The sequence below is a fragment of the Falsiroseomonas frigidaquae genome, assembly GCF_012163145.1.
GTDB lineage: Bacteria > Pseudomonadota > Alphaproteobacteria > Acetobacterales > Acetobacteraceae > Falsiroseomonas > Falsiroseomonas frigidaquae.
In genome coordinates this window covers 695,810-719,465 of record NZ_JAAVTX010000001.1, presented here as the reverse complement: position 1 = coordinate 719,465, position 23,656 = coordinate 695,810, and the positions used below count along the sequence as shown (strand labels likewise).

The 23,656-nt window shown below is 70.2% G+C and carries 19 protein-coding genes; 12 read left to right on the top strand and 7 right to left on the bottom strand.

The features are described 5' to 3' along the window. Positions 1-202: 202 nt before the first annotated feature. From HB662_RS03395 to HB662_RS03350, 10 genes are all read left to right on the top strand, one after another. On the top strand, positions 203-2,899 hold the full coding sequence (locus tag HB662_RS03395; RefSeq protein ID WP_209443073.1) for a nitrate/nitrite transporter: 2,697 nt from the start codon (positions 203-205) through the stop codon (positions 2,897-2,899). A gap of 13 nt (positions 2,900-2,912) precedes the next feature. After that, positions 2,913-6,635, top strand: a complete 3,723-nt coding sequence (locus tag HB662_RS03390) for a nitrate reductase subunit alpha (protein WP_168047120.1) — start codon at positions 2,913-2,915, stop codon at positions 6,633-6,635. After that, entirely contained in the window at positions 6,635-8,266 is a 1,632-nt protein-coding gene (gene narH, locus HB662_RS03385; RefSeq protein WP_168047118.1) for a nitrate reductase subunit beta, read from the top strand. Before HB662_RS03390 ends, narH begins: the two co-directional genes overlap by 1 nt. 2 nt (positions 8,267-8,268) lie before the next feature. Then, positions 8,269-8,979, top strand: a complete 711-nt coding sequence (gene narJ, locus HB662_RS03380) for a nitrate reductase molybdenum cofactor assembly chaperone (RefSeq protein WP_168047116.1) — start codon at positions 8,269-8,271, stop codon at positions 8,977-8,979. Between the two features lie 5 nt (positions 8,980-8,984). Then, positions 8,985-9,683: a respiratory nitrate reductase subunit gamma gene (gene narI / locus HB662_RS03375; RefSeq protein ID WP_168047114.1), complete on the top strand. Its 699-nt coding sequence runs from the start codon at positions 8,985-8,987 to the stop codon at positions 9,681-9,683. Next, on the top strand, positions 9,683-10,504 hold the full coding sequence (locus tag HB662_RS03370; RefSeq protein WP_168047112.1) for a peptidylprolyl isomerase: 822 nt from the start codon (positions 9,683-9,685) through the stop codon (positions 10,502-10,504). Before narI ends, HB662_RS03370 begins: the two co-directional genes overlap by 1 nt. A gap of 107 nt (positions 10,505-10,611) precedes the next feature. Beyond that, entirely contained in the window at positions 10,612-11,895 is a 1,284-nt protein-coding gene (locus HB662_RS03365) for a molybdopterin molybdotransferase MoeA (protein ID WP_168047110.1), read from the top strand. A gap of 4 nt (positions 11,896-11,899) precedes the next feature. Next, positions 11,900-12,607, top strand: coding sequence for a carbonic anhydrase (locus HB662_RS03360; protein WP_168047108.1), 708 nt, complete (start codon positions 11,900-11,902; stop codon positions 12,605-12,607). After that, positions 12,604-13,770, top strand: coding sequence for an NnrS family protein (locus HB662_RS03355; protein ID WP_168047106.1), 1,167 nt, complete (start codon positions 12,604-12,606; stop codon positions 13,768-13,770). The genes HB662_RS03360 and HB662_RS03355 overlap by 4 nt, the downstream gene beginning before the upstream one ends. A 43-nt stretch (positions 13,771-13,813) precedes the next feature. Then, the gene (locus tag HB662_RS03350) at positions 13,814-14,161 is read left to right on the top strand and encodes a carboxymuconolactone decarboxylase family protein (protein WP_168047104.1); all 348 of its coding nucleotides are present in this window, start codon (positions 13,814-13,816) and stop codon (positions 14,159-14,161) included. 4 nt (positions 14,162-14,165) lie between these two features. Here HB662_RS03350 and HB662_RS03345 read toward each other — a convergent pair whose 3' ends face one another. The 3 genes from HB662_RS03345 to HB662_RS03335 form a co-directional block, all read right to left on the bottom strand. Next, the gene (locus tag HB662_RS03345) at positions 14,166-14,864 is read right to left on the bottom strand and encodes an NnrU family protein (protein ID WP_209443072.1); all 699 of its coding nucleotides are present in this window, start codon (positions 14,862-14,864) and stop codon (positions 14,166-14,168) included. Positions 14,865-14,979: 115 nt separating this feature from the next. Beyond that, positions 14,980-16,077, bottom strand: a complete 1,098-nt coding sequence (locus HB662_RS03340; RefSeq protein ID WP_168047102.1) for a YeeE/YedE thiosulfate transporter family protein — start codon at positions 16,075-16,077, stop codon at positions 14,980-14,982. A gap of 1 nt (position 16,078) precedes the next feature. Continuing rightward, positions 16,079-16,564, bottom strand: coding sequence for a DUF302 domain-containing protein (locus HB662_RS03335; protein WP_168047100.1), 486 nt, complete (start codon positions 16,562-16,564; stop codon positions 16,079-16,081). Between the two features lie 504 nt (positions 16,565-17,068). Between HB662_RS03335 and HB662_RS03330 the strand changes: the two genes are divergently transcribed. Then, positions 17,069-18,550 carry a SulP family inorganic anion transporter gene (locus tag HB662_RS03330; protein ID WP_168047098.1) on the top strand — a complete coding sequence of 494 codons (1,482 nt, stop codon included), beginning with the start codon at positions 17,069-17,071 and terminating at the stop codon, positions 18,548-18,550. Between the two features lie 17 nt (positions 18,551-18,567). After that, positions 18,568-19,422 (top strand): universal stress protein, encoded by an 855-nt coding sequence (locus HB662_RS03325; protein ID WP_168047096.1) that lies wholly within the window; start codon positions 18,568-18,570, stop codon positions 19,420-19,422. A gap of 37 nt (positions 19,423-19,459) precedes the next feature. Here HB662_RS03325 and HB662_RS03320 read toward each other — a convergent pair whose 3' ends face one another. From HB662_RS03320 to HB662_RS03305, 4 genes are read right to left on the bottom strand one after another with little or no spacing between them, the layout of a single operon-like run. Next, on the bottom strand, positions 19,460-20,737 hold the full coding sequence (locus tag HB662_RS03320) for an ABC transporter substrate-binding protein (protein WP_168047094.1): 1,278 nt from the start codon (positions 20,735-20,737) through the stop codon (positions 19,460-19,462). Between the two features lie 31 nt (positions 20,738-20,768). Then, positions 20,769-21,599, bottom strand: coding sequence for a carbohydrate ABC transporter permease (locus HB662_RS03315; RefSeq protein ID WP_168047092.1), 831 nt, complete (start codon positions 21,597-21,599; stop codon positions 20,769-20,771). Further along, positions 21,596-22,471, bottom strand: coding sequence for a carbohydrate ABC transporter permease (locus HB662_RS03310; protein ID WP_168047090.1), 876 nt, complete (start codon positions 22,469-22,471; stop codon positions 21,596-21,598). Before HB662_RS03310 ends, HB662_RS03315 begins: the two co-directional genes overlap by 4 nt. Then, complete coding sequence (locus HB662_RS03305; protein ID WP_342449432.1) at positions 22,468-23,622, bottom strand: ABC transporter ATP-binding protein; 1,155 nt, start codon at positions 23,620-23,622, stop codon at positions 22,468-22,470. The genes HB662_RS03310 and HB662_RS03305 overlap by 4 nt, the downstream gene beginning before the upstream one ends. Between the last annotated feature and the right edge of the window lie 34 nt (positions 23,623-23,656).

Below are 23,656 nucleotides of genomic sequence, written 5' to 3'. Positions count from 1 at the left end.
ATATCATGAAAAGATCCGATTTCGGTCACCGATTCGCTTGTCCGGCTTAGCTTTGAGCCAATTTCTATGGGGCATCCTCACCGCGACTTGATTTGAATCAAGACGGCTGCTTCGTCACGGCATCAGGGTCCGCCCGCACGGCAAAAGGTGTGGGCAGATGGACGGCGCAGTTGGCGCAGCGGTACGGGACCGGGACCGGAGCATGGCGCTCTGGTCCAGCACGGCGGCCTTCACGGTCTGCTTTGCCGCCTGGACGATCTTCTCGATCATCGGCATCCAGGCGAAGCGCGATCTCGGCCTCAGCGAGTTTCAGTTCGGCCTGCTGGTCGGCACGCCGATCCTGACCGGCAGCCTGGTGCGCCTGGTGCTGGGCATCTGGGCGGACCAGCATGGCGGGCGCCTGGTCTTCACCGGCGTGATGCTGGCCGCCGCGGCGGCGACCTACCTGCTCAGCCATGCCTACAGCTACGAGACCTTCCTGCTGGCGGCGCTCGGCGTCGGCATCGCCGGCGGGTCCTTCTCGGTCGGCGTCGCCTATGTCTCGAAGTGGTTCCCGCCGGAGAAGCAGGGCACGGCGCTCGGCATCTTCGGCGCCGGCAATGTGGGCTCCGCGGTCACCAAGTTCCTGGCGCCGACGGTGATGGTTGCCTTCGGCTGGCAGATGGTCGCGCAACTCTGGGCGCTCGGCCTGCTGGTCGCCGCGATCGCCTTCTACGCCACGACGCGCGACGATCCGGACCTGGCGCGCCGCCGCGTGGAAGGCACGAAGCCCGAGAGCTTCACCGCCATGCTGGAGCCGCTGCGCAACGTGCAGGTCTGGCGCTTCAGCCTGTACTACTTCTTCGTCTTCGGCGGCTTCGTTGCGCTGGCGCTGTGGCTGCCGCGCTATGTCATCGAGACCTACGGGTTCAGCATCCAGACCGCGGGCCTGATCGGCGCCGCCTATTCCGTGCCGGGCAGCATCTTCCGCGCCTATGGCGGCGTGCTGTCGGATCGCTACGGCGCGCGGCGCATCATGTACTGGACCTTCGGCGTCGCGGTCGCCTGCACCTTCCTGCTGTCCTACCCGCCGACCGACTATGTGGTGCAGGGCATCGGCGGCCCGCTGCGCTTCCGCATCGAGACCGGCGTCTGGGGCTTCATCGTGCTGGTCTTCGTCCTCGGCTTCTTCATGAGCTTGGGCAAGGCCGCGGTGTACAAGCACATCCCTGTCTACTACCCGGGCCGTGTCGGCGCCGTGGGCGGCATCGTCGGGCTGATCGGCGGCTTGGGCGGCTTCATCCTGCCGCTGGCCTTCGGCCTGCTGAACGACCTGACCGGCATCCGGCAGAGCTGCTTCATGCTGCTCTTCGCCGTGGCCCTCATCAGCCTGGTGTGGATGCATGTCTCGGTCCGCCAGATGGAGCGCCAGGCCGCGGCGCCGCTGCTGAAGGCGCTGCCCGAGCTGCCGGAGATGCAGCCGATCCATGGCCCGGCGCAGCAGGGCGCGCTGGCCGGCCGTGCGATCGAGGACTGGCAGCCGGAGGATGCGGATTTCTGGGCCCGGCGCGGCCGTGCCGTGGCGCGGCGCAACCTGTGGGTTTCCATCCCCTGCCTGTTCCTGTCCTTCGCGGTGTGGATGGTGTGGTCCGTGGTGGTGGCCAAGCTGCCGGCGGCGGGCTTCCGCTTCAGCACGGACCAGCTGTTCTGGCTGGCGGCGCTGCCGGGCCTTTCCGGCGCCACGCTGCGCATCTTCTACAGCTTCATGCCGGCGATCTTCGGCGGGCGGCTGTGGACCACGCTTTCCACCTGGTCGCTGATGATCCCGGCGCTCGGCATCGGCTGGGCGGTGCAGGATGCGACGACGCCCTACTGGATGTTCCTGGCCCTGGCGCTGCTGTGCGGCTTCGGTGGCGGCAACTTCGCCTCCTCCATGGCGAACATCGCCTTCTTCTTCCCGAAGCGGGAGAAGGGGAATGCGCTGGCGCTGAATGCGGGGCTCGGCAATCTCGGCGTCAGCGCGGTGCAGGTCGCGGTGCCGATCGCCGTCTCCCTGGGCATGTTCGGCGCCATGGCGGGCGGCCCGCAGGTCACGCCGCAAGGCGGGCAGATCTGGCTGCAGAATGCGGGGCTGATCTGGATGCCGCTGATCGCACTCGCCGCCTTCGCCGCCTGGTTCCGCATGGATGACCTGGCCGCGATGAAGGCGAGCTTCGCCGACCAGGCCGTCATCTTCCGCCGGCGCCACAACTGGATCATGTGCTGGCTCTACACCGGCACCTTCGGATCCTTCATCGGCTTCTCTGCCGGCTTCCCGCTGCTGGCGCGCACCGAATTTCCGGCGGTCGATGCGCTGTCGCTTGCCTTCCTCGGGCCACTGGTCGGCGCGCTGGCACGGTCGATGACCGGCTGGGTGTCCGATCGCTGGGGCGGCGGGCGCGTCACCTTCTGGGTGTTCACCGGCATGGTGCTCGGCACGCTGGGCGTCATCCACTTCCTCGGTGCCAAGCAGGAACCGGGTGCCTTCATCGGCTTCTTCGCCAGCTTCCTGGTGCTGTTCACGCTGACCGGCATCGGCAACGCCTCCACCTTCCAGATGATCCCCGCGATCATGGGGCGGGAGATGTCGCGGCTGATGCCGGACGCTACGGCCGCTGCGCGGCGGGCGCAGGGCGAACGCGAGAGTGCCGCGATCATCGGCTTCACCTCCGCCATCGCGGCCTTCGGCGCCTTCTTCGTTCCCAAGGCCTATGGCAGCGCCATCGCGCTGACCGGCACGCCGATCGCCGCGCTCTACGCCTTCGCCGGCTTCTACCTCACCTGCATCGCCCTGACCTGGGCCATCTACACCCGCAAGGGCGGGCTGCTGCATGACATCGAGCGCGCGCCGCGCGCCGCCGCCATCCAGCCCGCCGCGTAAGGAGACCACGACGATGTCGCATTTCCTCGACCGCCTCGGCTTCTTCAAGCGCGCCGCGGAACCCTTCGCCGATGGCCACGGCCAGGTGGTGGACGAGCCGCGTGGCTGGGAGGACGCCTACCGCCAGCGCTGGTCCACGGACAAGGTGGTGCGTTCCACCCATGGCGTGAACTGCACCGGGTCCTGTTCCTGGAAGATCCACGTCAAGGGCGGCGTGGTGACGTGGGAGACGCAGCAGACCGATTACCCGCGCACGCGGCCTGGCCTGCCGAACCACGAACCACGCGGCTGTGCCCGCGGCGCCAGCTATTCCTGGTACCTGTACAGCGCCAACCGCGTGAAGCACCCGCTGATGCGCAAGCGCCTGCTGAAGCTGTGGCGCGCGGCGAAGGCGGAGCACGCCGACCCCGTCACCGCCTGGGCCAGCATCCAGGCCGATGAGGCGAAGCGCCGCGACTACCAGAAGGTGCGCGGCCTCGGCGGCTTCGTGCGCGTGGACTGGGCGGAGGCGGAGGAGATGATCGCCGCCGCCAATATCCACACCGCGAAGCAGCACGGGCCGGACCGCATCATCGGCTTCTCGCCCATCCCGGCGATGTCGATGGTGAGCTACGCCGCGGGCAGCCGCTACCTGTCGCTGATCGGCGGCGTCTGCATGTCCTTCTACGACTGGTACTGCGACCTGCCGCCCTCATCCCCGCAGACCTGGGGCGAGCAGACGGACGTTCCCGAAAGCGCCGACTGGTACAATGCCGGGCTGATCATGATGTGGGGCAGCAACGTGCCCCAGACCCGCACGCCCGACGCGCATTTCATGACCGAGGCGCGCTACCGCGGCGCCAAGACCGTGGTGGTGACGCCCGACTATTCCGAGGCTTCGAAATTCGCCGATCTCTGGCTGCACCCGAAGCAGGGCACCGATGCGGCACTGGCCATGGCGATGGGGCATGTGATCCTCAGCGAGTGGCACGCGCAGGGCAAGGGCGACTACTTCCTCGACTATTGCCGCCGCCTGACCGACCTGCCGATGCTGGTGCTGCTGGAGGAGAAGGATGGCGGCCTGGTCGCCGGCCGCCAGCTGCGCGCTGCCGACCTGGCGGATGGCCTTGGCGAGGCCAACAACGCAACCTGGAAGACCGTCGCGGTGGATGATGCGACGGGGCGCCTCTATGCGCCGATGGGCTCCATCGGCTTCCGCTGGGGCGAGGAGGGCAAGTGGAACCTCGAGGGCCGCGACGCGCGGACGCTGGAGGTCACGACGCCGCGCCTCACGCTGCTCGGCAGCGAGACGGTGGCCGATGTCGGCTTCCCCTATTTCGGCGGGCGCGCGCCGGAGTTCTTCAATCCGACCGCGCATGACGAAGTGCTGACGCGCCGCGTGCCGGCGATGCCGGTGACGATGGCCGATGGCAGCACGCGGCTGGCGACGACCGTGTATGACCTGTTCCTCGCCAATTACGGGGTGGAGCGCGGCTTCGGCGACGGCGCGGACAGCTTCGACGAGGATGCGCCCTATACGCCGGCCTGGGCCGAGAAGGTCTGCGGCGTGCCGCGCGGCCACATCATCGCCACCGCGCGCGAATTCGCCGGCAATGCGGAGAAGACGCAGGGCAGGTCGATGGTCATCCTCGGCGCTGCCGTGAACCATTGGTACCACGGCGACATGATCTACCGCGGCATCATCAACCTGCTGGTGATGTGCGGCTGCATCGGCAAATCCGGCGGCGGCTGGGCGCATTATGTGGGGCAGGAAAAGCTGCGCCCGCAGACCGGCTGGGTGCCGCTGGCCTTTGCCACGGACTGGACGCGTCCGCCACGGCAGATGAACTCCACCAGCTTCTTCTATGCCCATACCGGCCAGTACCGGTACGAGAAGCTGCGCGTGGAGGAACTGCTCGCCTCGACGGCACCGGCCGGCATGACGGGATCTCTGATCGACTTCAACGTGCGCGCGGAGCGCATGGGTTGGCTGCCCTCCGCGCCGCAGCTCGAACAGAATCCGCTGCGCCTTGCCGCCGCGGCGGATGCGGCGGGCCTGGCGCCGGCGGATTATGTCGCGCAAGGCCTGGCCGCGGGTTCGCTGCGGATGTCCTGCGAGGACCCGGAGAACCCGGCCAACTGGCCGCGCAACATGTTCATCTGGCGCTCCAACCTGCTGGGCTCCTCCGGCAAGGGGCACGAGTATTTCCTCAAGCACCTGCTCGGTACGACGAACGGCGTGCAGGGTAAGGATCTTGGCGAGGAAGGCGGCGTGAAGCCGGATGAGATCGTCTGGCGCGACGCGCCGGATGGCAAGCTGGACCTGCTGGTGACGCTCGACTTCCGCATGAGCACCACCTGCGTGCACAGCGACATCGTGCTGCCGACCGCCACCTGGTACGAGAAGCACGATCTCAACACCTCCGACATGCATCCCTTCATCCATCCGTTGAGCGCCGCGGTGGACCCGGCCTGGGAAAGCCGCACCGACTGGGCGATCTTCCGCGGCATCGCCAAGCGGTTCTCGGAGCTTTCGGTCGGGCATCTCGGCGTGGAGAAGGACGTCGTCCTCAACCCGCTGATGCATGACACGGCGCAGGAGCTTGCCCAGAACGACGTGCGGGACTGGAAGCGCGGCGAATGCGCGCCGATCCCGGGGCGCACCATGCCGGCCGTGGTGGTGGTGGAACGCGACTACCCCGCCACCCATGCGCGCTTCACGTCGCTCGGCCCGCTGCTGGAGAAGCTGGGCAATGGCGGCAAGGGCATCGGCTGGAAGACCGGGCATGAGGTGGAATTCCTCGGCACGCTGAACGGCACCCGCGACGTGCCCGGTGCCGGCCAGCGCCCGCGCATCGAAACCGACGTGCAGGCCTGCGAGGTCATCCTCTCCCTCGCGCCGGAAACCAACGGCCATGTCGCGGTGAAGGCTTGGGAGGCACTGGGGAAATTCACCGGGCGCGACCACACGCATCTCGCTGCCGGCAAGGCGCATGAGGCGATCCGTTTCCGCGACGTGCAGGCGCAGCCCCGGAAGATCATCAGCAGCCCGACCTGGTCCGGCATCGAGAGCGAGGAGGTCTGCTACACCGCCGGCTATACCAACGTGCATGAGCTGATCCCGTGGCGCACGCTGTCCGGCCGCCAGCAGCTGTACCAGGACCATCCCTGGATGCTGGCCTTCGGCGAAGGGCTGTGCGTCTACAAGCCGCCGGTGGATCTGAAGGCGCATCTCGCCATGGTCGGCGCCAAGCCGAATGGAGAGCGCGAGATCGCGCTGAACTTCATCACGCCGCACCAGAAATGGGGCATCCATAGCACCTACAGCGACAACCTGATCATGCTGACGCTGAACCGCGGCGGCCCGGTGGTGTGGCTGAGCGAGATCGACGCGGTGAAGGCCGGCATCGTCGACAATGACTGGATCGAAGCCTTCAACCTCAACGGCGCGCTGACCGCCCGCGCCGTGGTGTCCCAGCGCGTCCCGGAAGGAATGGTGATGATGTACCACGCGCAGGAGAAGATCGTGAACACGCCGGGCAGCGAGGTGATGCTGACCCGCGGCGGCATCCACAACAGCGTCACCCGCACCACGCCGAAGCCGACGCACATGATCGGCGGCTACGCGCAGCTGTCCTACGGCTTCAACTACCACGGCACCATCGGCACCAACCGCGACGAGTTCGTGGTGGTGCGGAAGATGGCGAAGGTCGACTGGATGGACGAGCCCGCAACCACCACCCCGGAGACCGTGTGATGAAGGTCCGTGCCCAAATCGCGATGGTGCTGAACCTCGACAAGTGCATCGGCTGCCACACCTGCTCCGTCACCTGCAAGCAGGTCTGGACCAGCCGCGAGGGTGTTGAATACGCCTGGTTCAACAATGTGGAGACCAAGCCCGGCATCGGCTACCCGAAGGACTGGGAGAACCAGGACAAGTGGAAGGGCGGCTGGACGCGCAAGCGCAACGGCAAGCTGCAGCCCCGCATCGGCGGCCGCCTGCGCGTGCTGGCGAACATCTTCGCCAACCCCGACATGCCGCAGATCGACGACTACTACGAGCCCTTCACCTTCGACTACGCGCATCTGCAGAGCGCGCCGGAAGCGAAGGCGATGCCAACCGCGCGCCCGGTTTCCCTCATCACCGGCAAGCGGATGGAGAAGATCGAGTGGGGCCCGAACTGGGAGGAGATCCTGGGCGGTGAATTCGCCAAGCGCTCGAAGGACCGCAACTTCGAGGGCGTGCAGAAGAAGATCTACGGCGAGTTCGAACAGACCTTCATGATGTACCTGCCCAGGCTGTGCGAGCACTGCCTGAACCCGGCCTGCGTCGCCGCCTGCCCCTCGGGCTCCATCTACAAGCGGGAGGAGGATGGCATCGTCCTGGTGGACCAGGACAAGTGCCGCGGCTGGCGCATGTGCGTCTCCGCCTGCCCGTACAAGAAAATCTACTACAACTGGCAGTCCGGCAAGGCGGAGAAGTGCACCTTCTGCTTCCCGCGCATCGAGGCCGGGGAGCCCACCGTGTGCTCCGAAACCTGCGTCGGCCGCATCCGCTACCTCGGCGTCATGCTCTACGATGCCGACCGCATCGAGGAAGCGGCGAGCGTCGAGAACGAGCAGCATCTGTACCGCTCGCAGATGGACATCTTCCTCGATCCCTCGGACCCGGAGGTGATCGCCGCGGCGAAGCGTGATGGCGTGCCGGATCTGTGGATGGAGGCGGCGCGCAAGTCGCCCGTCTACAAGATGGCGATCGAATGGGGCGTGGCCTTCCCGCTGCACCCGGAATACCGCACGCTGCCGATGGTCTGGTACGTGCCGCCGCTGTCGCCGATCCAGTCCGCGCATCAGGCCGGCCATATCGGCTGGGACGAGAAGGGTCTGCCGGATGTCAACAAGCTCCGCATTCCCGTGCAGTACCTGGCGAACCTGCTGACCGCGGGGGCGGAGGCGCCGGTGGTGCTGGCGCTGCAACGCATGATGGCGATGCGGATGCACATGCGCGGCCGTACCGTGGATGACCGCATGGATGTGGATGTGCTGCGCCAGGTCGGCCTGACCGTCGAGCAGGTTGAGGAGATGTACAAGGTCATGGCGCTGGCGGATTACGAGGACCGCTTCGTCATCCCCTCCACCCATCGCGAATACGCCGAGAACACCTTCGACCTGAAGTCGTCCTGCGGCTTCACCTTCGGCAATGGCTGCTCCACCACCGGCACCAGCGCCGCCAACCTGTTCTCCACGCAGCGCACCTCCGCCGGGCACCAGGCGCCGCGCGTGGAAATCCGCCGCGTGCCCACGGTGGCCAGCACCGCGCCGGCCATTCCGCCGATCCGGCCGCTGCAGCCCCCGCCAACGCCATCGCGCGCGAAGGAGGAGGCGTGACCATGCGCACCTCCCTCCGCGCCCTGGCGGCGCTGATCGCCTACCCCACGGCCGAACTTCTCGACGCGCTGCCGGAGGTCCGGCGCGCCCTATCGCAGGATGCCGCGCTGGACGGCGCATTGCCGGCGCTCGATGCGCTTGTGCGTCACCTGTTGGATGCCGAGCTGCTGGACCTGCAGGAAGAATATGTCGGCCTGTTCGACCGCACCCGCTCGCTCTGCCTGAACCTGTTCGAGCACGTCCATGGCGACAGCCGGGAACGCGGCCCCGCCATGGTGGAGCTGATCGGCATCTACGCCGCCGCGGGCCTGGCGCCCGCGACGGGTGAATTGCCGGATCACCTGCCGCTGCTGCTGGAACATGCCGCAGTCACCGGGGATACCGGCCTGCTGGCCAATGCGGCGCCGGTGATCGACCTGCTGCATGGCCGCCTGCTGGCGCGCGAGGCCGCCTGGGCCGGCGCGCTGGAGGCTACGCTGCGCGCCGCCGGCGCAACCCCCGGCTCCGTGCCCGCTCAGCCCGAGGTCGCGCAGACGGCGGAGGCGCTGGACGCGGAATGGGCGGAAGCGCCGGTCATCTTCGGCCAGGGCGCGGACCCCGCCGCCGAATGCGGGCCGGACATCCTGGCCGCCAAGCTGCGCGCTGCCCGGCGCGCCCCCAATCCCGCGCCGCGCCGCCCGGTCATCCGGCGCGTCGCCGCCATCCAAGGGTGAACCCCATGTCCGGCTACCTGAACCACCTGGCCTTCGGCATCTTCCCCTATGTCGCCATCGCCATCCTGCTGCTCGGCAGCCTGATCCGCTTCGAGCGGGAACAGTATTCCTGGCGCAGCGGCTCCTCCCAGCTTCTGCGGCGCAGTCAGCTCATGGTCGGCAGCATCTGCTTCCATGTCGGCATCCTGTTCCTGCTGGCGGGCCACACCATCGGCCTGCTGACGCCGCATGTGCTGTATGAACTGGTGATCACCGCGCCACAGAAGCAGCTGCTCGCCATCGTCTCCGGCGGTGCGGCAGGCGCGCTGTGCTTCGTCGGGCTGACCATGCTGCTGCACCGGCGGCTGTTCGATGCGCGCATCCGCGCCACCTCCTCGATGGCCGATATCGCCATCCTCGCGCTGCTGTGGCTGCAGCTTGTGCTGGGGCTGCTGACCATCCCGTTCTCGCTCGGGCATCTCGACGGGCATGTGATGATCCAGCTCAGCGAATGGGCGCAGGGCATCGTCACCTTCCGGGGTGACGCGTCCTCCCACCTCCTTGGCGTGGCGCCGGTGTTCAAGGCGCATATCCTGCTGGGGCTGACGCTGTTCGTCGCCTTCCCCTTCTCCCGCCTCGTGCACATCTGGTCCGCGCCGGTCGGCTATGTCCTGCGGCCCTACCAGCTGGTCCGCCGTCACGGCCGCAACGCGCGGGTGGTGTGATGTCCGTGCACCATCACCCGAAGCCCGCGCCCTTCACGCCGCCAATCGTGCGGGTGGATGAGGTCGAGATCACCGCGGCCGAGATCGCCGCGGAGATTCAGCACCACCCCGCCGCGGATGCCGCCACCGCCTGGCACGCCGCGGCGGAGGCGCTGGTGATCCGCCGCCTGCTGCTGGCGGAGGCGGCGCGCCGCGAGGTCGATGCGACGCCCGAGGCCGATGAGACGCCGGAGGAGGCGCAGGTCAACCGCCTGCTGGCCGCCGAGCTGCGGTTGCCGGAGGCCGACGAGGCCACCTGCCGCCGCTGGTTCGAGGCGAACAGCGCCAGGTTCCGCAGCCGCGCCGCCTGGCATGCCGCGCATGTCCTGCTGGCCGCGGACCCCGCCGACGCGGAGGCCCGTGCCGCCGCCCGGGCGCGGGCGGAGGCCATGCTGGTCACTGTCCAGGCGGAGCCGGACCGGCTGGCCGCGCTCGCCGCGCAATTTTCCGACTGCCCGTCCCGCGACCAGTCCGGTGATCTCGGCCTGGTGGAGGAGGGCAGTACGGTGCCCGCCTTCGAGGCGGCGCTGCGCGCGACCTTCACCGGCAGCGTGCATCCCGCGGTGGTCGAGACGCCGTACGGCTTCCACGTGCTGCGCGTGTTCGAGGCCGTGGCGGGGCAGCAAGTGCCCTTCGAGGCGGCGAGGGTGCGCGTCGCCGAATGGCTCGCCGAAGCCGCCTGGCGCCGTGCCGCCTACCAGTACATGACCATCCTTGCCTCCCGCGCCGTGGTGGAGGGCATCAGCCTCTCCGCCGGCGCGGATGGCCCGCTGGTGCAGTAGTTGGCGGCGCGGATGGCACCCCGACGCCGCAACCCGGGGCCCGGCGACGCCCAGCGCGCCCGGGCCGGGACGAAGGCCGCCCGGCGCGGCCTGGTGGGAGATGGCAGATGCCCGATGGAAGCCTGATGAACACCCGTCCGGACGCCGCGCGGGCGCCGTCCTGCTGCGACGAGGAAGCCGGACTGATGCCGCCGGCGGAAGCGCGACGCCGGCTGCTGGCCGATGCCGTGCCGGTCGAGGGGCTGCCGGTCGAGGGGCAGGAGACACTGGCGCTTGCCGACGCGCTCGGCCGGATCCTGGCCGAGGCGCCCGCCGCCACGCGGGACCTGCCGCCCTTCGACCAGTCGGCGATGGATGGCTACGGGCTTGCCGAGGCCGATCTGGCGCCGGCCGCCGCACCAGCGCTCGGCCGCACCATCACCGCCGGCGCCGATCCGGGACCGGCGATCGCCGCGGGCGAGACGGTCCGGCTGCTGACCGGCGCGGCGCTGCCCGAAGGTGTCGCCGCCGTGGTGATGGAGGAGCATGTCGCGCTGCGCGCCGGCCAGGTCCTGCCGCGCCGCGCGCTGCGCCCCGGCGACAACATCCGGCGCCGCGGCGAGGATGTCGCATGCGGCGAAATCCTGGTGGCGCCGGGCACGCGGCTGGATGCCCGCCACCTGGCGCTGCTGGCGGCCGCCGGCATCGCGCAGGTCGCCGTGCGGCCCCGGCTGCGGGTTGCCGTCCTGTCCAATGGCAACGAGCTCGGCGGCGCGATCCATGACAGCAACCGGCCGATGCTGCTGGCGCTGCTGGCGCGGCCGGAGGTGGCCTGCACCGATCTCGGCGTGCTGCCGGATGACCGGGCCGCCATCGCCGCGGCGCTGCGCGATGCGGCGCGGGACCACGACCTGATCCTGGCCAGCGGCGGCGTCTGCGGCAGCGATGCGGACCATCTGCCGGGCGCCATCCGCGATGCCGGCGGCTGGGTGCGGACGCTGCGGCTGGCACTGAAGCCGGGCAAGCCGCTGGCGCATGGGCGGATCGGCCGGGCGGCCTGCCTCTGCCTGCCGGGCAACCCGCTGGCGGCGCTGGTCTCCATGCTTCTCCTCGGCCGTCCGCTGGTGGCACGCCTGGCGGGGGCGCCGGACCTGCCCATGGTGCCGCAGGCTGCGGTGGCCGGCGAAGGCTTCGCGCGCAAGCCGGGCCGCGCGGAATACGCGCCCGCTCGCATCGTCGGCCATGATGCGGCGGGCCTGCCGATCCTGGTCCGCGAGGGAAGTGGCGGATCGGCGCGGCTGAAGCCGCTGTCGCGTGCCGATGGCCTGTTGTGCCTGCCGGCCAGCTGCACATCCGTGGCGGCGGGCGATGCGGTGCAGTTCCACCCCTTCGCCACGCCGCTCGGGCTCTGAGCCGATGGAACTGCACCTGCCCGCGCCTGGCGGCGCCCTCGGGCGGCTGGTCGCCGGCTTCGACCGCTTCCGCCACAGCCATTTCGAGGCGGATCACGAGCTGTACGACCAGCTTCTGGAGGGCCAGCGGCCGGAGGTGATGGTCATCGCCTGCTCCGACAGCCGCACCGACCCGGCCATCATCTGCGGCGCCCGGCCGGGCGAGCTGTTCGTGATCCGCAATGTCGCCGCGCTGGTGCCGCCGCCTGCGCGCGACGGCGCGCCGCATGGCACGGCCTCCGCCATCGAGTTCGGCGTGAAGGCGCTGGGCGTGCGGCACATCGTGGTGCTCGGCCATGCCTTCTGCGCCGGAGTGCGCTGCCTGCTCGGCCACGACCACGGTGCCGCGCAATTCGACTATGTCTCGGACTGGGTCGGCGTCGCCGGCGAGGTCCGCGCCGAGATGGATGGGCTGGTGACGGAGGCGGATCGCAGCCTGGTTGCCCGCCGGGGCGAACAGGCGGCCGTGCTGACCAGCCTGCGGCACCTGGCCGCCTATCCCTTCGTGGCGGACCGCGTCGCGGCGGGCCAGCTCGCCCTGCATGGCTGGTACTTCCATCTCGGCTGGGGCGTGCTGCAGGCGGCGGAGGGGCCGTGCGGCCCGTTCCGCCAGCTCGATGCCGGGGAGGCACCGCGCCCGGCCATCGGCCATGTCGCGGAGCCCGTCGCATGATGCCCGCCCTGTTCCGCCACGGCTTCCGGCCGTTCTTCCTGCTCGCCGGGGCCTGGGCGCTGTTCGCCATGCTGGCCTGGATCGCCGCCCTGCACGGCGCCCCGCTGCCGGAGGGGCCGCTGCCCCCCCTGCGCTGGCACGCGCATGAGATGATCGCCGGCTTCATCGGTGCCGCCATGGGCGGCTTCCTGCTGACGGCGGTGCCCAACTGGACCGGGCGGCCGGGCTATGGCGGGGTGCCGGTGATGTTGGTGGCCGGGCTGTTCGTGCTGGCCCGGCTGGTGCTGCTGCCCGGATCGCCGGTGCCGCCGGATGCCGCCGCCCTGCTGGCGCTGCTGCCGATCCCGGCGCTGCTGCTGATGGTGCTGCCGGCCGTCGTCGCGGCCCGGACGCCGCGACTCTTCGGCCCGCCGGCGCTGATCCTGCTGTTCTGGGCCGGCGACCTGCTGATGCTGGGGGATGCGGCGGGGTGGTTCACGGAAAGCTGGGCCGCCGGGCAGTTGCTCGCGCTGGATGTCGCGCTGGCGCTGGTCGGGCTGATCGGCGGGCGCATCCTGCCGGCCTTCACGCTGAACGCACTTCGCAAGGCAGGCCGGCCGGTGGAACTGCGCCCGCTGCCCGGTGCCGACCGCGCCGGCATCCTGGCGTTGCTGCTGGTGGTGGCGGTGGACCAGGTGGCGCCCGGCGGCATGCTGGCCGGTGGCGTCGCCGCCGTGGCCGCGCTGCTCGCGGCGCTGCGGCTGTCGCGCTGGCATGGCTGGCGCAGCTTCCACGCGCCGCTGCTCTGGGTGCTGCACCTGGCCTATGCGCTGGTGCCGGTCGCGCTGGGCGTGAAGGCGGCGCATCTGCTGACCGGCGCGTCCTGGGCCGCCGCCTGGCTGCACCTGCAGGGGGCGGGGGCGGTCTCGCTGATGATCCTGGCGGTGATGACGCGCGCCACGCTGGGCCATACGGGACGCGCGCTGGTGGCGGCACCCATGGTGACGGCCGCCTACCTGCTGCTGTTCGCCGCCGGGCTGGTGCGCGCCTTCGGCCCGGCCCTGCTGCCGGCGGATGGCGCCCTGGCGCTGGCCGGGCTGCTCTGGGTACTGGCCTTCGCCGGCTTCCTGGTGGTCTTCGTGCCGATGCTCGCCAGCCCCCGGCCGGATGGGAAACCCGGCTGAGGAGCCGCCGTTGGAACCGATTGCGACAACAGGAGACCCTGCGATGTCGGAGGATGAGGAACTGCCCGCCGCTGCGGGACAGGTGGCACGGGCCTACCCGGAGATCTGGCGAGCCTATGCCGCGCTCGGCGCGGCCTGCGCGGCCAGCGGCCCGATCGAGGACCAGGCGCTGCGGCTGGTGAAGCTCGCTTTGGCGATCGGCGCAGGCTCCGAAGGCGGGGTGCATTCGCATTGCCGGCGGGCCCTGGAGGAAGGCGTGCCGGCGGCGGCGCTGAAGCAGGTCGCCCTGCTGGCCATCCCGACCCTGGGCTTTCCCCGGTCGGTCGCGGCGCTGACCTGGGTTGAGGATGTCACGGACCCGGAGGCGCGGCGGCACGCTTCCACCGGCTGAACGCTCAGCCCGGGGGCAGCGGCGACACGCCGAGCACCACCGGATGCAGCGCGAGCAGGCCGAGCCACAGCAGCAATCCCGCCGCCAGCCGGCCGGGGGCGGGGGCCGAGCGGGGGTGCCACCGGCCATCGATGAGCGCGCCGAATGGCCAGTTCGAGGAACGGGCGGCCAGCCTCGTCCATTCGGCCGTACCCAGGATGCGCCGCTTGCGCCGGTCCAGCAGGCGCATCCCCAGCAGCGCGAAACCGGCGAAGCTGCCGAACAGCAGCAGGTGGGCGAGGTTTCCATTGGCGAGGGCGTGCACCCCCGACCACAGGAAAATGGCGAGCAGCAGCGGGTGGCGCGCGACGCCGACGATGCCGGGCCGCTGCGGATCGAAACCGCCTTCTCGGCCGCCGAAGGACAGCGGATTCGGCGCGCCGGCCGCGCAGGCGACCAACAGGCAGGCGAGGGGCATGACCAGGTTGGCGAGCCAGGCCTGCCACGCGGCATAGGGCCATAGCAGGACGAAGGGCGCACGGCCGGCGGCGGCGACCAGCCAGGCCAGCACCGCCACCGAGGCGACGCTGTAGAGGATGAGGTAGGGCCGTTCCCCGCATGCCGAAACCAGACGCCGCCGGACCGCGGGCCGCGCCGGCACGGCGTGGGACAGCAGGAAGACGGCGAAGGCCGCAGCGAATTCAGCCCAGCCTGCCATGGTCATCCAATCGATCCGGCGCAACGCGTGGCCCGGCGGCGGGCAAGGGGCGCCACCGGCCGGGCCGGCGAGACCGTGCCGCCCATGGCGACCAAGGTCGAGCCTGCGGCGCGGCCCCGGTTCAGCGCAGGCCGAACAGCGGCCGCAGCCTGATGCCGGCCCAGCAGCCCGGCATCGCCGCCAGCATCCAGACGAAGCCATGCAGGCTGCCGGATGATGCGCCACCAAGGAAGGCGCCGACATTGCAGCCGAAGGACAGCCGCGCGCCGACCCCCATCAGAAGCCCGCCGATCGCAGCCCCCAACGCGCCGCGCCAGCCGATCGGCACGCCATGGCGCAGCCGCCCCTGCGCCGCGGCAGCCAGCAGGGCGCCGAGCAGCAGCCCGAGATCGCTCAGTGACCCATGCAGCGCCAGCAGCGGACCCTCCAGCGCCTCCCGCGTCCAGCCGCCGGACCAGAAGGCGAAGCCGGTCAGGTCGGCGCCGAGCGCCTGCATCGTCTGCGCGCCCCACAGCGTCAGCCCCATGGTGATGCCCCAGGGCAGGCCGGAGACCAGGAACAGCAGCGCCGCCGCCGCGCCGATGGCGGCGCCGGCCAGCAGCCTGTCCCGCCGTGGCCGCGCCCCGCGCAGGACCAGCAGCGCCCCGGCCAGCAACAGTGCCTCGGTCGCCGCCAGCCCGGCCCAGGGGCCGAGCAGCACCGGCAGGTCCACCGTGCCAAGATCGGGCAGGCGCAGCGCCGCCGGCAGCACCAGGCTGCCCAGCACGCCGCCCAGGCAGAAGAAGGGCAATGCCACCCACATGCGGCGCGAGCCCTGGCCGGCCGCGACCAGCGTGCCGGAGCCGCAGCCATTGGTGATCTGCATGCCGATTCCGAATACCGCCGCGCCGACCACCAGCGGCGGCCCGATCGGCGCGACGAAGCGGCCATAGCCCTCGGCCAGCGTGCCGACCGGCAGGATCACCAGCGCCGCCACGGCCGGCACGATGAAGCTGGCGCCCAGGGTGCGGCCATCCCGGTCCACCAGCAGGCTGCGGAAGCCGCCGGTGAAGCCGAAATCCAGCAGGACGAGCAGGGCGCCCAGCAGCATGGCCACCGCCAGGACCGGCACCAGCGTCGTGTCGCCGAGGACGGACAGGACCGCCGCCGTGCCGGCAAGGCCGAGCGCCAGGCCCGGCAGATGCGCCTGCGGCGGCGCGGCCGCGAGCGCACCCGCCATGCTATTCCGCCGCCTTGCGGACCAGCCCGGCGAGGAAGTCCTCGGTATTGCGCTGGCCCTGCGGCGGCACGGTCACGCCATGGCGAGCGAAGACCCGCTCGGCCAGGTCGGCGCCGGTGCTGCGGGTTATGAAGACGCGGTCCTGGCCATCCTGCCACACCAGCACCCGCATCGGCAGGTCCAGGGCGAGGGTCGGGTTCGCCGCCATGCCCGGCGTGCCGGCGCGCGGGCTGCCGAACAGCAGCACGGTCCGCGGCCGCAGCGTCATGCCGACATCCCGCGCGGCGGCGGCGTGGTCGATCTCGGTGAAGACCTGCCAGCCGGCTTCCCGCACCGCGGCGGCGAAGCGATCCAGCGTGGCGCGCACCGGATGCGCGCTCGGCACCGTCACCAGGCCGTTCTGCTGCGCCAGCGCGGGGGCGGCCAGGACCGTGCCGGCCAGGATTGTACCGGCCAGGATGGTGGCCGGGATCATGCGGCGGCGCATCAGCATGCCCCCTGGGCCGGCGGGGTGGTGAGGGTGTCGCTCATGGCCGTTTTCCTCTCGTTTGCCGCCGGCGGTGGCCCGGCAGCGGGTGACAGCAATGGGGGGGTGGTGGGCAGGGGCCGGCGGTGCGGATGCGGCATCGGGGAGAATCTCTCCGCGGCCGGCAGGCGCTGCCATATACTTCGCCGCGGGCGACCCCCTGGTTACGGCAGCCTGCGGCCATGCCGGTCGGTACGGCGACGGCGGCTGCGACCATCGTCAGGCGAGCGCTTCGCCCCGTGGCCGAGAAATCCGACAGAACAGCGTTGTGCGTCGCAGCGAAAGTCTGTTACAGGCGATGGATGACATCGAACGCGCCGCCCTGACCCCGGAGTGACGCGTGCCCGACTGGGCACGTGACGCCATACGTCCGGCTTGCCGCCGTGGCCGCGCTTTTCCTTCCCATGCCCTGTTTCGGTCCCGGCTGAACACGCCGCTTGGCGGGCATCGCCTCCGGAGTACCCCATGTCCCTGTCCCGTCTTCGGGCCGAATGGTTCCCGAACATCCGCGCCGACATCCTGGCCGGCACAGTCGTCGCCCTGGCGCTGATCCCGGAGGCGATCGCCTTCTCCATCATCGCCGGCGTCGATCCGAAGGTCGGGCTCTATGCCTCCTTCTGCATCGCGGTGGTCATCGCCTTCACCGGCGGCCGGCCCGCGATGATCTCGGCGGCCACCGGCGCCATGGCGCTGGTGATGGTGACGCTGGTGCGCGAGCACGGGCTGCAATACCTGCTGGCCGCCACCATCCTGTGCGGCGTACTGCAGATGATTGCCGGCGCGCTGAAACTCGGCGTGCTGATGCGCTTCGTCTCACGCTCCGTCATGACCGGCTTCGTCAATGCGCTCGCCATCCTGATCTTCATGGCGCAGGTGCCGGAGCTGATCGGCGTCACCTGGGTCACCTATGCGGTCGTCGCGGTCGGGTTGGCCATCATCTACCTGTTCCCGCTGCTGACCCGGGCGATTCCCTCGCCGCTGGTCGCCATCGTGCTGCTGACCGCGGTCGCGATCTGGTTCGGGCTGGATGTCCGCACCGTGGGCGACATGGGCGAACTGCCCGCGGAGCTGCCGGCCTTCTTCTTCCCCGACGTGCCGCTGACGCTGGAGACGCTGTGGATCATCCTGCCGACCTCCCTGACCCTCACCGTGGTCGGGCTGCTGGAATCGCTGATGACGGCGCAGATCGTCGATGACCTGACCGATACCAGCTCCGACAAGATCCGCGAGAGCTACGGCCAGGGCATCGCCAATATCGTCGCCGGCTGCTTCGGCGGCATGGCGGGCTGCGCGATGATCGGGCAGTCGGTCATCAACGTTAAATCCGGCGGCCGCGGGCGGCTGTCCACGCTGTGGGCCGGGCTGTTCCTGCTGTTCCTGATCCTGGTGCTGGCCGATCTGGTGCGGCAGATTCCGATGGGCGCGCTGGTCGCCGTGATGATCATGGTCTCGATCGGCACCTTCTCCTGGAAGTCGCTGTCCGATCTGCGGGTGCATCCGAAAAGCTCATCCATCGTCATGTTGGCCACCGTCGCGGTGACGGTGGCGACGCATGACCTGGCGCAGGGCGTGCTGGTGGGCGTGCTGCTGTCCGGCATCTTCTTCGCCCGCAAGGTCGCCAATATCTTCCGCATCCGGTCGGAGCTGTCGGCCGACGGCCGGCAGCGCACCTACACCGTCACCGGCCAGATCTTCTTCGCCTCCGCCGAGAGCTTCGGCCAGGCCTTCGACCTGAAGGAGGCGATCGAGCGGGTGGTGATCGATGTCGCCGGCGCCCATATCTGGGACCTCACCGCGGTTGCCGCGCTGGATCGCGTGGTGCTGAAGTTCCGCCGCGAGGGGACGGAGGTGGAGCTCCTCGGCATGAACGAAGCGAGCGCCACGCTGGTGGACAAGCTCGGCACGCATGACAAGCCGGGCGCATCCGACGCACCGGCTCTGCATTGAGGGGAGCGGACAAAGCCATGGCGCAGATTCTCGCCTGCACGGATGGATCGGTCTATGCCGAGAGCATCCTCGACCACGCCGCCTGGGCCTCCGCCCGGATGGGTGGTGCCTCGGTGCGCGTGCTGCATGTCCTGGACCGCACGATGGCGGAGGCACCGGCGGATCACAGCGGCGCGCTCGGGCTGAATGCCTCGGATGAATTGCTGCGCGAATTGGCGGAGCTGGATGCCGCACGCGGCAAGGTCGCGCTTCGCCGTGCGCGGGCCCTTCTGGAGGCGGCGGAGGCGCGGCTGAAGGCGGCCGGCGTGGCGCAGATCGGCACGGTGCAGCGGCACGGCGCGCTGGTCGATACGGTGGTGGAGTTCGAGGGTGAGGCCGACCTGCTGGTGGTCGGCAAGCGCGGCGAGGCGGCGGATTTCGCCGTGGGCCATCTCGGCGCCAACCTGGAACGCGTGCTGCGCGCCAGCGTGCTGCCGGTGCTCGTCGCCTCCCGCGCCTTCAAGCCGATCACGCGCTTCGCCATCGCCTATGACGGGGGGGCATCAGGCCGCAAGGCCGTGGCCTATGCCGCCGGCACTGCCTCGCTGGATGGGCTGGAATGCGAGCTGGTGACGGTGGCGGCGGATGCTGCGGCCGGGCATGCGCTGCTGGCGGAGCCGGTGCGGCAGCTCGCGGCCGCGGGCAAGCGGGCCACGCCGGTCGTGCTGCAGGGCGATGCCGAGGCGGCGATCGCCGGCCATGTGGCGCAGGCCGGGATCGACCTGCTGGTGATGGGCGCCTATGGGCACAGCCGGCTGCGCAACCTGATCGTCGGCAGCACCACCACCGCGCTGCTGCGCAGCTGCCGGATCCCGGTGCTGGTCTTCCGCTGACGAGGCCCGGCCTGCGCCGGGCCGCGTCTTCCGCCGCTCAGGCGCGCATCATGCTGCCGGTCTGCTGCACCATGCGCTGCAGCCCGGATTCCGGCGCCACGTCGCCACGCATCACGGCGGTCAGGATTTCCTGCTGCATGCGGTGGATGCGCGGGCCATTGGCGCCGTAATCCTCCCAGGGCAGCGACTTGTCCGCCTGCATCGCGGCGCTGCGGGCGTTCGGGTTCTGCTCGTACCAGGCGCCGAGGAATTCGGGGCCTGCCGCGCGCTGGTTGGTGGGCAGGTAGCCGGTCATCTCCACCGCCACTTTCTGCGCCTCCGGCCCCGCGCTGTACTTCACATACTTCCAGGCGGCTTCCCGCTTGGCCGCATCGCGCGTCAGGATGACAGCCGCGTTGCCGCCGGTCGGCACGCCGCCATTGGTCGCATCGGTGATGGGGAAGGGCGCGGTGCGCAGCGGGAAGCGGCCGCCGACCAGGCCGGTGATGACGCCGAGCCGCGCCGGGCTGTCGAAGATCACGCCGATGCCACCGGTGCCGAATTGCTGGCGGTTCTGGTCGGCGCCGATCAGCCCCATGCCGGCATCCGTCACGAAGCGCCGCGCCAGGGCCATCGCCGCCTGGCCCGCCGGGCCGCCGAAGCCGATGCTGCCATCGGCGTTCAGCATGCGCCCGCCGCCCTGCTGCACCAGCGCCTGCCACAGCCAGTCGCTGTCGAAGGAGTTGATGTAGTAGGACACGCCCATCGCCTCCGGCACCGCCGCCTTGATGCGGCCGCCGAGCGCGACGATGCCATCCCAATCCTTCGGAAAGCTGTCCGGGTCACCGCCCGCGCGACGCACCAGCTCCGGATTGTAGTAGGCGATGGGGGAGGAGGCGTTGAACGGCATGCCGTATTGCGTGCCATCCACCTGGCCCAGCGCCAGCATGCGCGGGCTGAAATTGGCGTCCTTCCAGGCATCGCCCTCGGCCGCGATCATCGGCGCGAGGTCGGCGATCTGGTTGCGCGGCGCCAGGGTGCGGGCCAGTTCCGGCAGGCGGTTGAAGCCGGGGAAGGTCACGTCCGGCAACTGGTTGGTCAGCGCGCCGCGCAGCAGCGCCTGGTGCTGCTCGTCGTAATTCGGCGCCGGCTGGCGGAAGGCGATGCGGATGCTCGGATTGGCGCGGGTGAAGGCTTCCGCGATCGGCGTGAAGAAGCGCGCGAAGGACGGGTTGGCGAACAGCACGTCCAGCGTCACCTGGCCCTGCGCGTGGCTGATGGCCGGTGCTGCGAGCAAGGCGGCGCCGCTGGCGAGAAGGGTTCTGCGGGTCGTCATGGTGTGGGTCCTCTCCGTGGTTGGGGCCGCTTCAGCGCGGCCCGGTCATGGTGATCCCGCGCAGGAAGGCGCGGCGCGCGGCGAAGAAGCCGATGATCAGCGGCGCGGTGGTGATCGCGGCCGCGGCCATCAGCGCGCCGTAATTGCCGCCCGTCTCGCTGTCCCGGAATGCCAGGATGGCAAGCGACGGCACGGACCGCTCCGCCGAGGTCACGACGATGAGCGGCCAGTAGAGGTCGTTCCAATGGGCGACGATCGAGAAGATGGAGAAGGCGGCGATCGCCGGCAGCGCCGCGGGCGCGGCCAAGCGCCAGACGATCTCGAACTCCCCCATGCCATCCAGCCGTGCCGCGTCCAGCACCTCATCCGGGTAGGATCGGAAGAACTGGCGGAACAGGAACATGCCGAAGACCGTCAGGAAGAAGGGGGCCATCAGCGCGAAGAAGCTGTCCAGCAGCCCGGCCTGGGCGAGGCCGAGATAGAGCGGCAGCGCCGGCACCTGGATCGGCACGCAGAGCCCGAACAGCACCAGCCCGAACAGCCATTCCCGCCCGCGGAACTTCAGCTTCGCCAGCGCATAGGCGGAAGGAATCGCGAACAGAAGCTGCACCGCCAGGATGCCGAGGCAGACGATGGCGCCGTTCAGCAGCGCGCGCGGCAGGTTGCTCTCGACCAGCGCCACCCGATAGTTTTCGTAACCCGCGAAGCGGGTCGGGATGAGGTTGAAGACAGTCCCGAACACCTCCTCCGGCGGGCGGATGGAGGTGAGCAGCATCCACAGGAAGGGCGCGGCCATCAGCACCGCGCCGGCCAGCAGCACGGCATGCGAGAGCAGCGCGCCGAGGAGCCCGCGCCGCCTCATGCGTAATGCACCCGGCGGTCGATCACCCGCGCCTGGAGGAGGGACAGGATGATGAGGAAGGCGAGCAGCACGATGGTCATCGCCGCCGCATAGCCGGTGCGGAAATACTGGAAGCCTTCCAGATACAGCACATACAGAAGCGTCTCGGTGGACCCCAGCGGGCCGCCCTTGGTCAGCACCGCCACCGTGTCGAACACCTTGAAGGCGGCGATGGTGCTGGTGATGGTGACGAACATCGTCGTCGGCCCCAGCAGCGGCCAGGTGACGCGCAGGAAGCGGTCGATGCCGCCGCCCGCGCCATCCAGCGCCGCGGCCTCGTAGAGGTCGCGCGGAATCGCGGAGAGGCCTGCCAGGAACAGCACCATGTTGAAGCCGACCTGCTGCCACAGCCCGATCATCGCCAGCGTGCCGAGTGCCAGCGACGGGTCATTCAGCAGATCCACCCCCGCCATCCCGAGTGCCGCGAAAACCGCGCTGACCGGGCCGAGCGAGGGGTGCAGCATGAACTGCCAGACGGTCGCCATCGCCACCAGCGTGGAGGTGACGGGCAGGAAGTAGATCACCTCGTAGAAGCTGCGCGTCCGCACCCGCGCATGCACCAGCAGCGCGATGCCGAGGCCGCCGAAAACCGCTCCCGGCAGCACCAGCGCGACATAGAGGAAGGTGTTGCGCAATGCGCGCTGGAATACCTCGTCCTGGAACAGCGCCGCATAATGGCCGAGGCCGACCAGCTTCACCGCCATGGCGCCGAGCCGGTAATCCGTGACGGACAGTGCCAGCAGCACCAGCAGCGGCCCGATCAGCAGCGCCAGCATCAGCGCGAAGGCGGGGGCGGCGAAGGCGGCGCCCGCCAGGGCCTTGGCGCGGTTCATGCCGGCACCCGCAGGCCGAGCCGGGTGACGAGGCGCTGGCCATCCGCGCCGAACAGATGCAGCCGCGCCGGGTCGATCGCCAGGCTGAACCGCTCCGGCACCGGTGCCGTGGCGGGCACCCGGGCCACCAGGTCGGTGCCGCCGGGCGTCACCGCATGCAGCAGCCATTCGGCGCCGAGATTCTCCGCCCGCCGCAGCGAAACGGGCAGCGTGCCCGGCGTCTCCGGCGGCGCGAGCTCCAGCGCCTCCGGCCGCAGACCCAGCGTCACGCGGCCGGCCGGCAGCGCGCCGTGGGCGTGCAGCCGAAGACCTTCCGTCATAATGGCACCATCGGCGCGCGCCTCGGCCGGCAGCAGGTTGATCGGCGGGCTGCCGATGAAGCGCGCCACGCTGATGCTGGCCGGCGTGTCGTACAGGGCGGCCGGCGTGCCGAGCTGCAGGATCCGTCCCGCCTCCATCAGCGCGACGCGATCCGACATGGTCATCGCCTCGACCTGGTCGTGCGTGACATAGACGAAGGTGGCGCCGAGCCGCTTGTGCAGTTCCGCCAGCTCGGTCCGCATCTGCACGCGCAGCCGCGCATCCAGGTTGGACAGCGGCTCGTCCATCAGGAAGGCGGCCGGGTCGCGCACCATGGCGCGGCCGAGCGCCACGCGCTGCCGCTGGCCGCCGGAAAGCTGCGCCGGCTTGCGCGCCAGCAGCGGCAGGATGTCGAGCTGCCGCGCCACCGCCTCGACCTCCGCCATGATCTCGCGCCGAATGCGCGGGCGGCGGGGGGATGCCAGGCGCAGCAGCGGCAGGCGCTCGGCCAGCGACAGGCGCCGCATTTCCAGCGGCGTGGCGATGTTCCCGGCCACCGTCATGTGCGGGTACAGCGCGTAGGATTGGAACACCATGGCGACGTCGCGCTCGGCCGGCGGCAGCCGGTCCACCACCCGGTCACCGATGCGGACCTGCCCTTCATCCTGCGGCTCGAACCCCGCGATGGTCCGCAGCAGGGTGGATTTGCCGCAGCCGGAGGGGCCGACCAGCGTCAGGAACTCGCCCGGCGCGATATCCAGGTCGATGCCATCCAGCACCGTCGCCGGACCGTATCGCTTGACGATGCCGCGCAGGGTTATGCCGGCAGGGGGGCGGCGATTAGTCGGCACGGGCGATCCTTTGCTGCGGCGCAGATACGAAATC

What these genes read in the sequence shown, in the direction of transcription:
- HB662_RS03355 (WP_168047106.1), top strand. Translation starts at nt 12,604, where the DNA reads ATGATGCCCGCCCTGTTCCGCCACGGCTTCCGGCCGTTCTTCCTGCTC.
- HB662_RS03365 (WP_168047110.1), top strand. Translation starts at nt 10,612, where the DNA reads ATGCCCGATGGAAGCCTGATGAACACCCGTCCGGACGCCGCGCGGGCG.
- HB662_RS03310 (WP_168047090.1), bottom strand. Translation starts at nt 22,471, where the DNA reads ATGAACCGCGCCAAGGCCCTGGCGGGCGCCGCCTTCGCCGCCCCCGCC.
- HB662_RS03395 (WP_209443073.1), top strand. Translation starts at nt 203, where the DNA reads ATGGCGCTCTGGTCCAGCACGGCGGCCTTCACGGTCTGCTTTGCCGCC.
- HB662_RS03315 (WP_168047092.1), bottom strand. Translation starts at nt 21,599, where the DNA reads ATGAGGCGGCGCGGGCTCCTCGGCGCGCTGCTCTCGCATGCCGTGCTG.
- HB662_RS03390 (WP_168047120.1), top strand. Translation starts at nt 2,913, where the DNA reads ATGTCGCATTTCCTCGACCGCCTCGGCTTCTTCAAGCGCGCCGCGGAA.
- HB662_RS03345 (WP_209443072.1), bottom strand. Translation starts at nt 14,864, where the DNA reads ATGACCATGGCAGGCTGGGCTGAATTCGCTGCGGCCTTCGCCGTCTTC.
- HB662_RS03335 (WP_168047100.1), bottom strand. Translation starts at nt 16,564, where the DNA reads ATGCGCCGCCGCATGATCCCGGCCACCATCCTGGCCGGTACAATCCTG.
- narI (WP_168047114.1), top strand. Translation starts at nt 8,985, where the DNA reads ATGTCCGGCTACCTGAACCACCTGGCCTTCGGCATCTTCCCCTATGTC.
- HB662_RS03320 (WP_168047094.1), bottom strand. Translation starts at nt 20,737, where the DNA reads ATGACGACCCGCAGAACCCTTCTCGCCAGCGGCGCCGCCTTGCTCGCA.
- HB662_RS03330 (WP_168047098.1), top strand. Translation starts at nt 17,069, where the DNA reads ATGTCCCTGTCCCGTCTTCGGGCCGAATGGTTCCCGAACATCCGCGCC.
- HB662_RS03370 (WP_168047112.1), top strand. Translation starts at nt 9,683, where the DNA reads ATGTCCGTGCACCATCACCCGAAGCCCGCGCCCTTCACGCCGCCAATC.
- HB662_RS03325 (WP_168047096.1), top strand. Translation starts at nt 18,568, where the DNA reads ATGGCGCAGATTCTCGCCTGCACGGATGGATCGGTCTATGCCGAGAGC.
- HB662_RS03350 (WP_168047104.1), top strand. Translation starts at nt 13,814, where the DNA reads ATGTCGGAGGATGAGGAACTGCCCGCCGCTGCGGGACAGGTGGCACGG.
- HB662_RS03360 (WP_168047108.1), top strand. Translation starts at nt 11,900, where the DNA reads ATGGAACTGCACCTGCCCGCGCCTGGCGGCGCCCTCGGGCGGCTGGTC.
- narH (WP_168047118.1), top strand. Translation starts at nt 6,635, where the DNA reads ATGAAGGTCCGTGCCCAAATCGCGATGGTGCTGAACCTCGACAAGTGC.
- narJ (WP_168047116.1), top strand. Translation starts at nt 8,269, where the DNA reads ATGCGCACCTCCCTCCGCGCCCTGGCGGCGCTGATCGCCTACCCCACG.
- HB662_RS03340 (WP_168047102.1), bottom strand. Translation starts at nt 16,077, where the DNA reads ATGGCGGGTGCGCTCGCGGCCGCGCCGCCGCAGGCGCATCTGCCGGGC.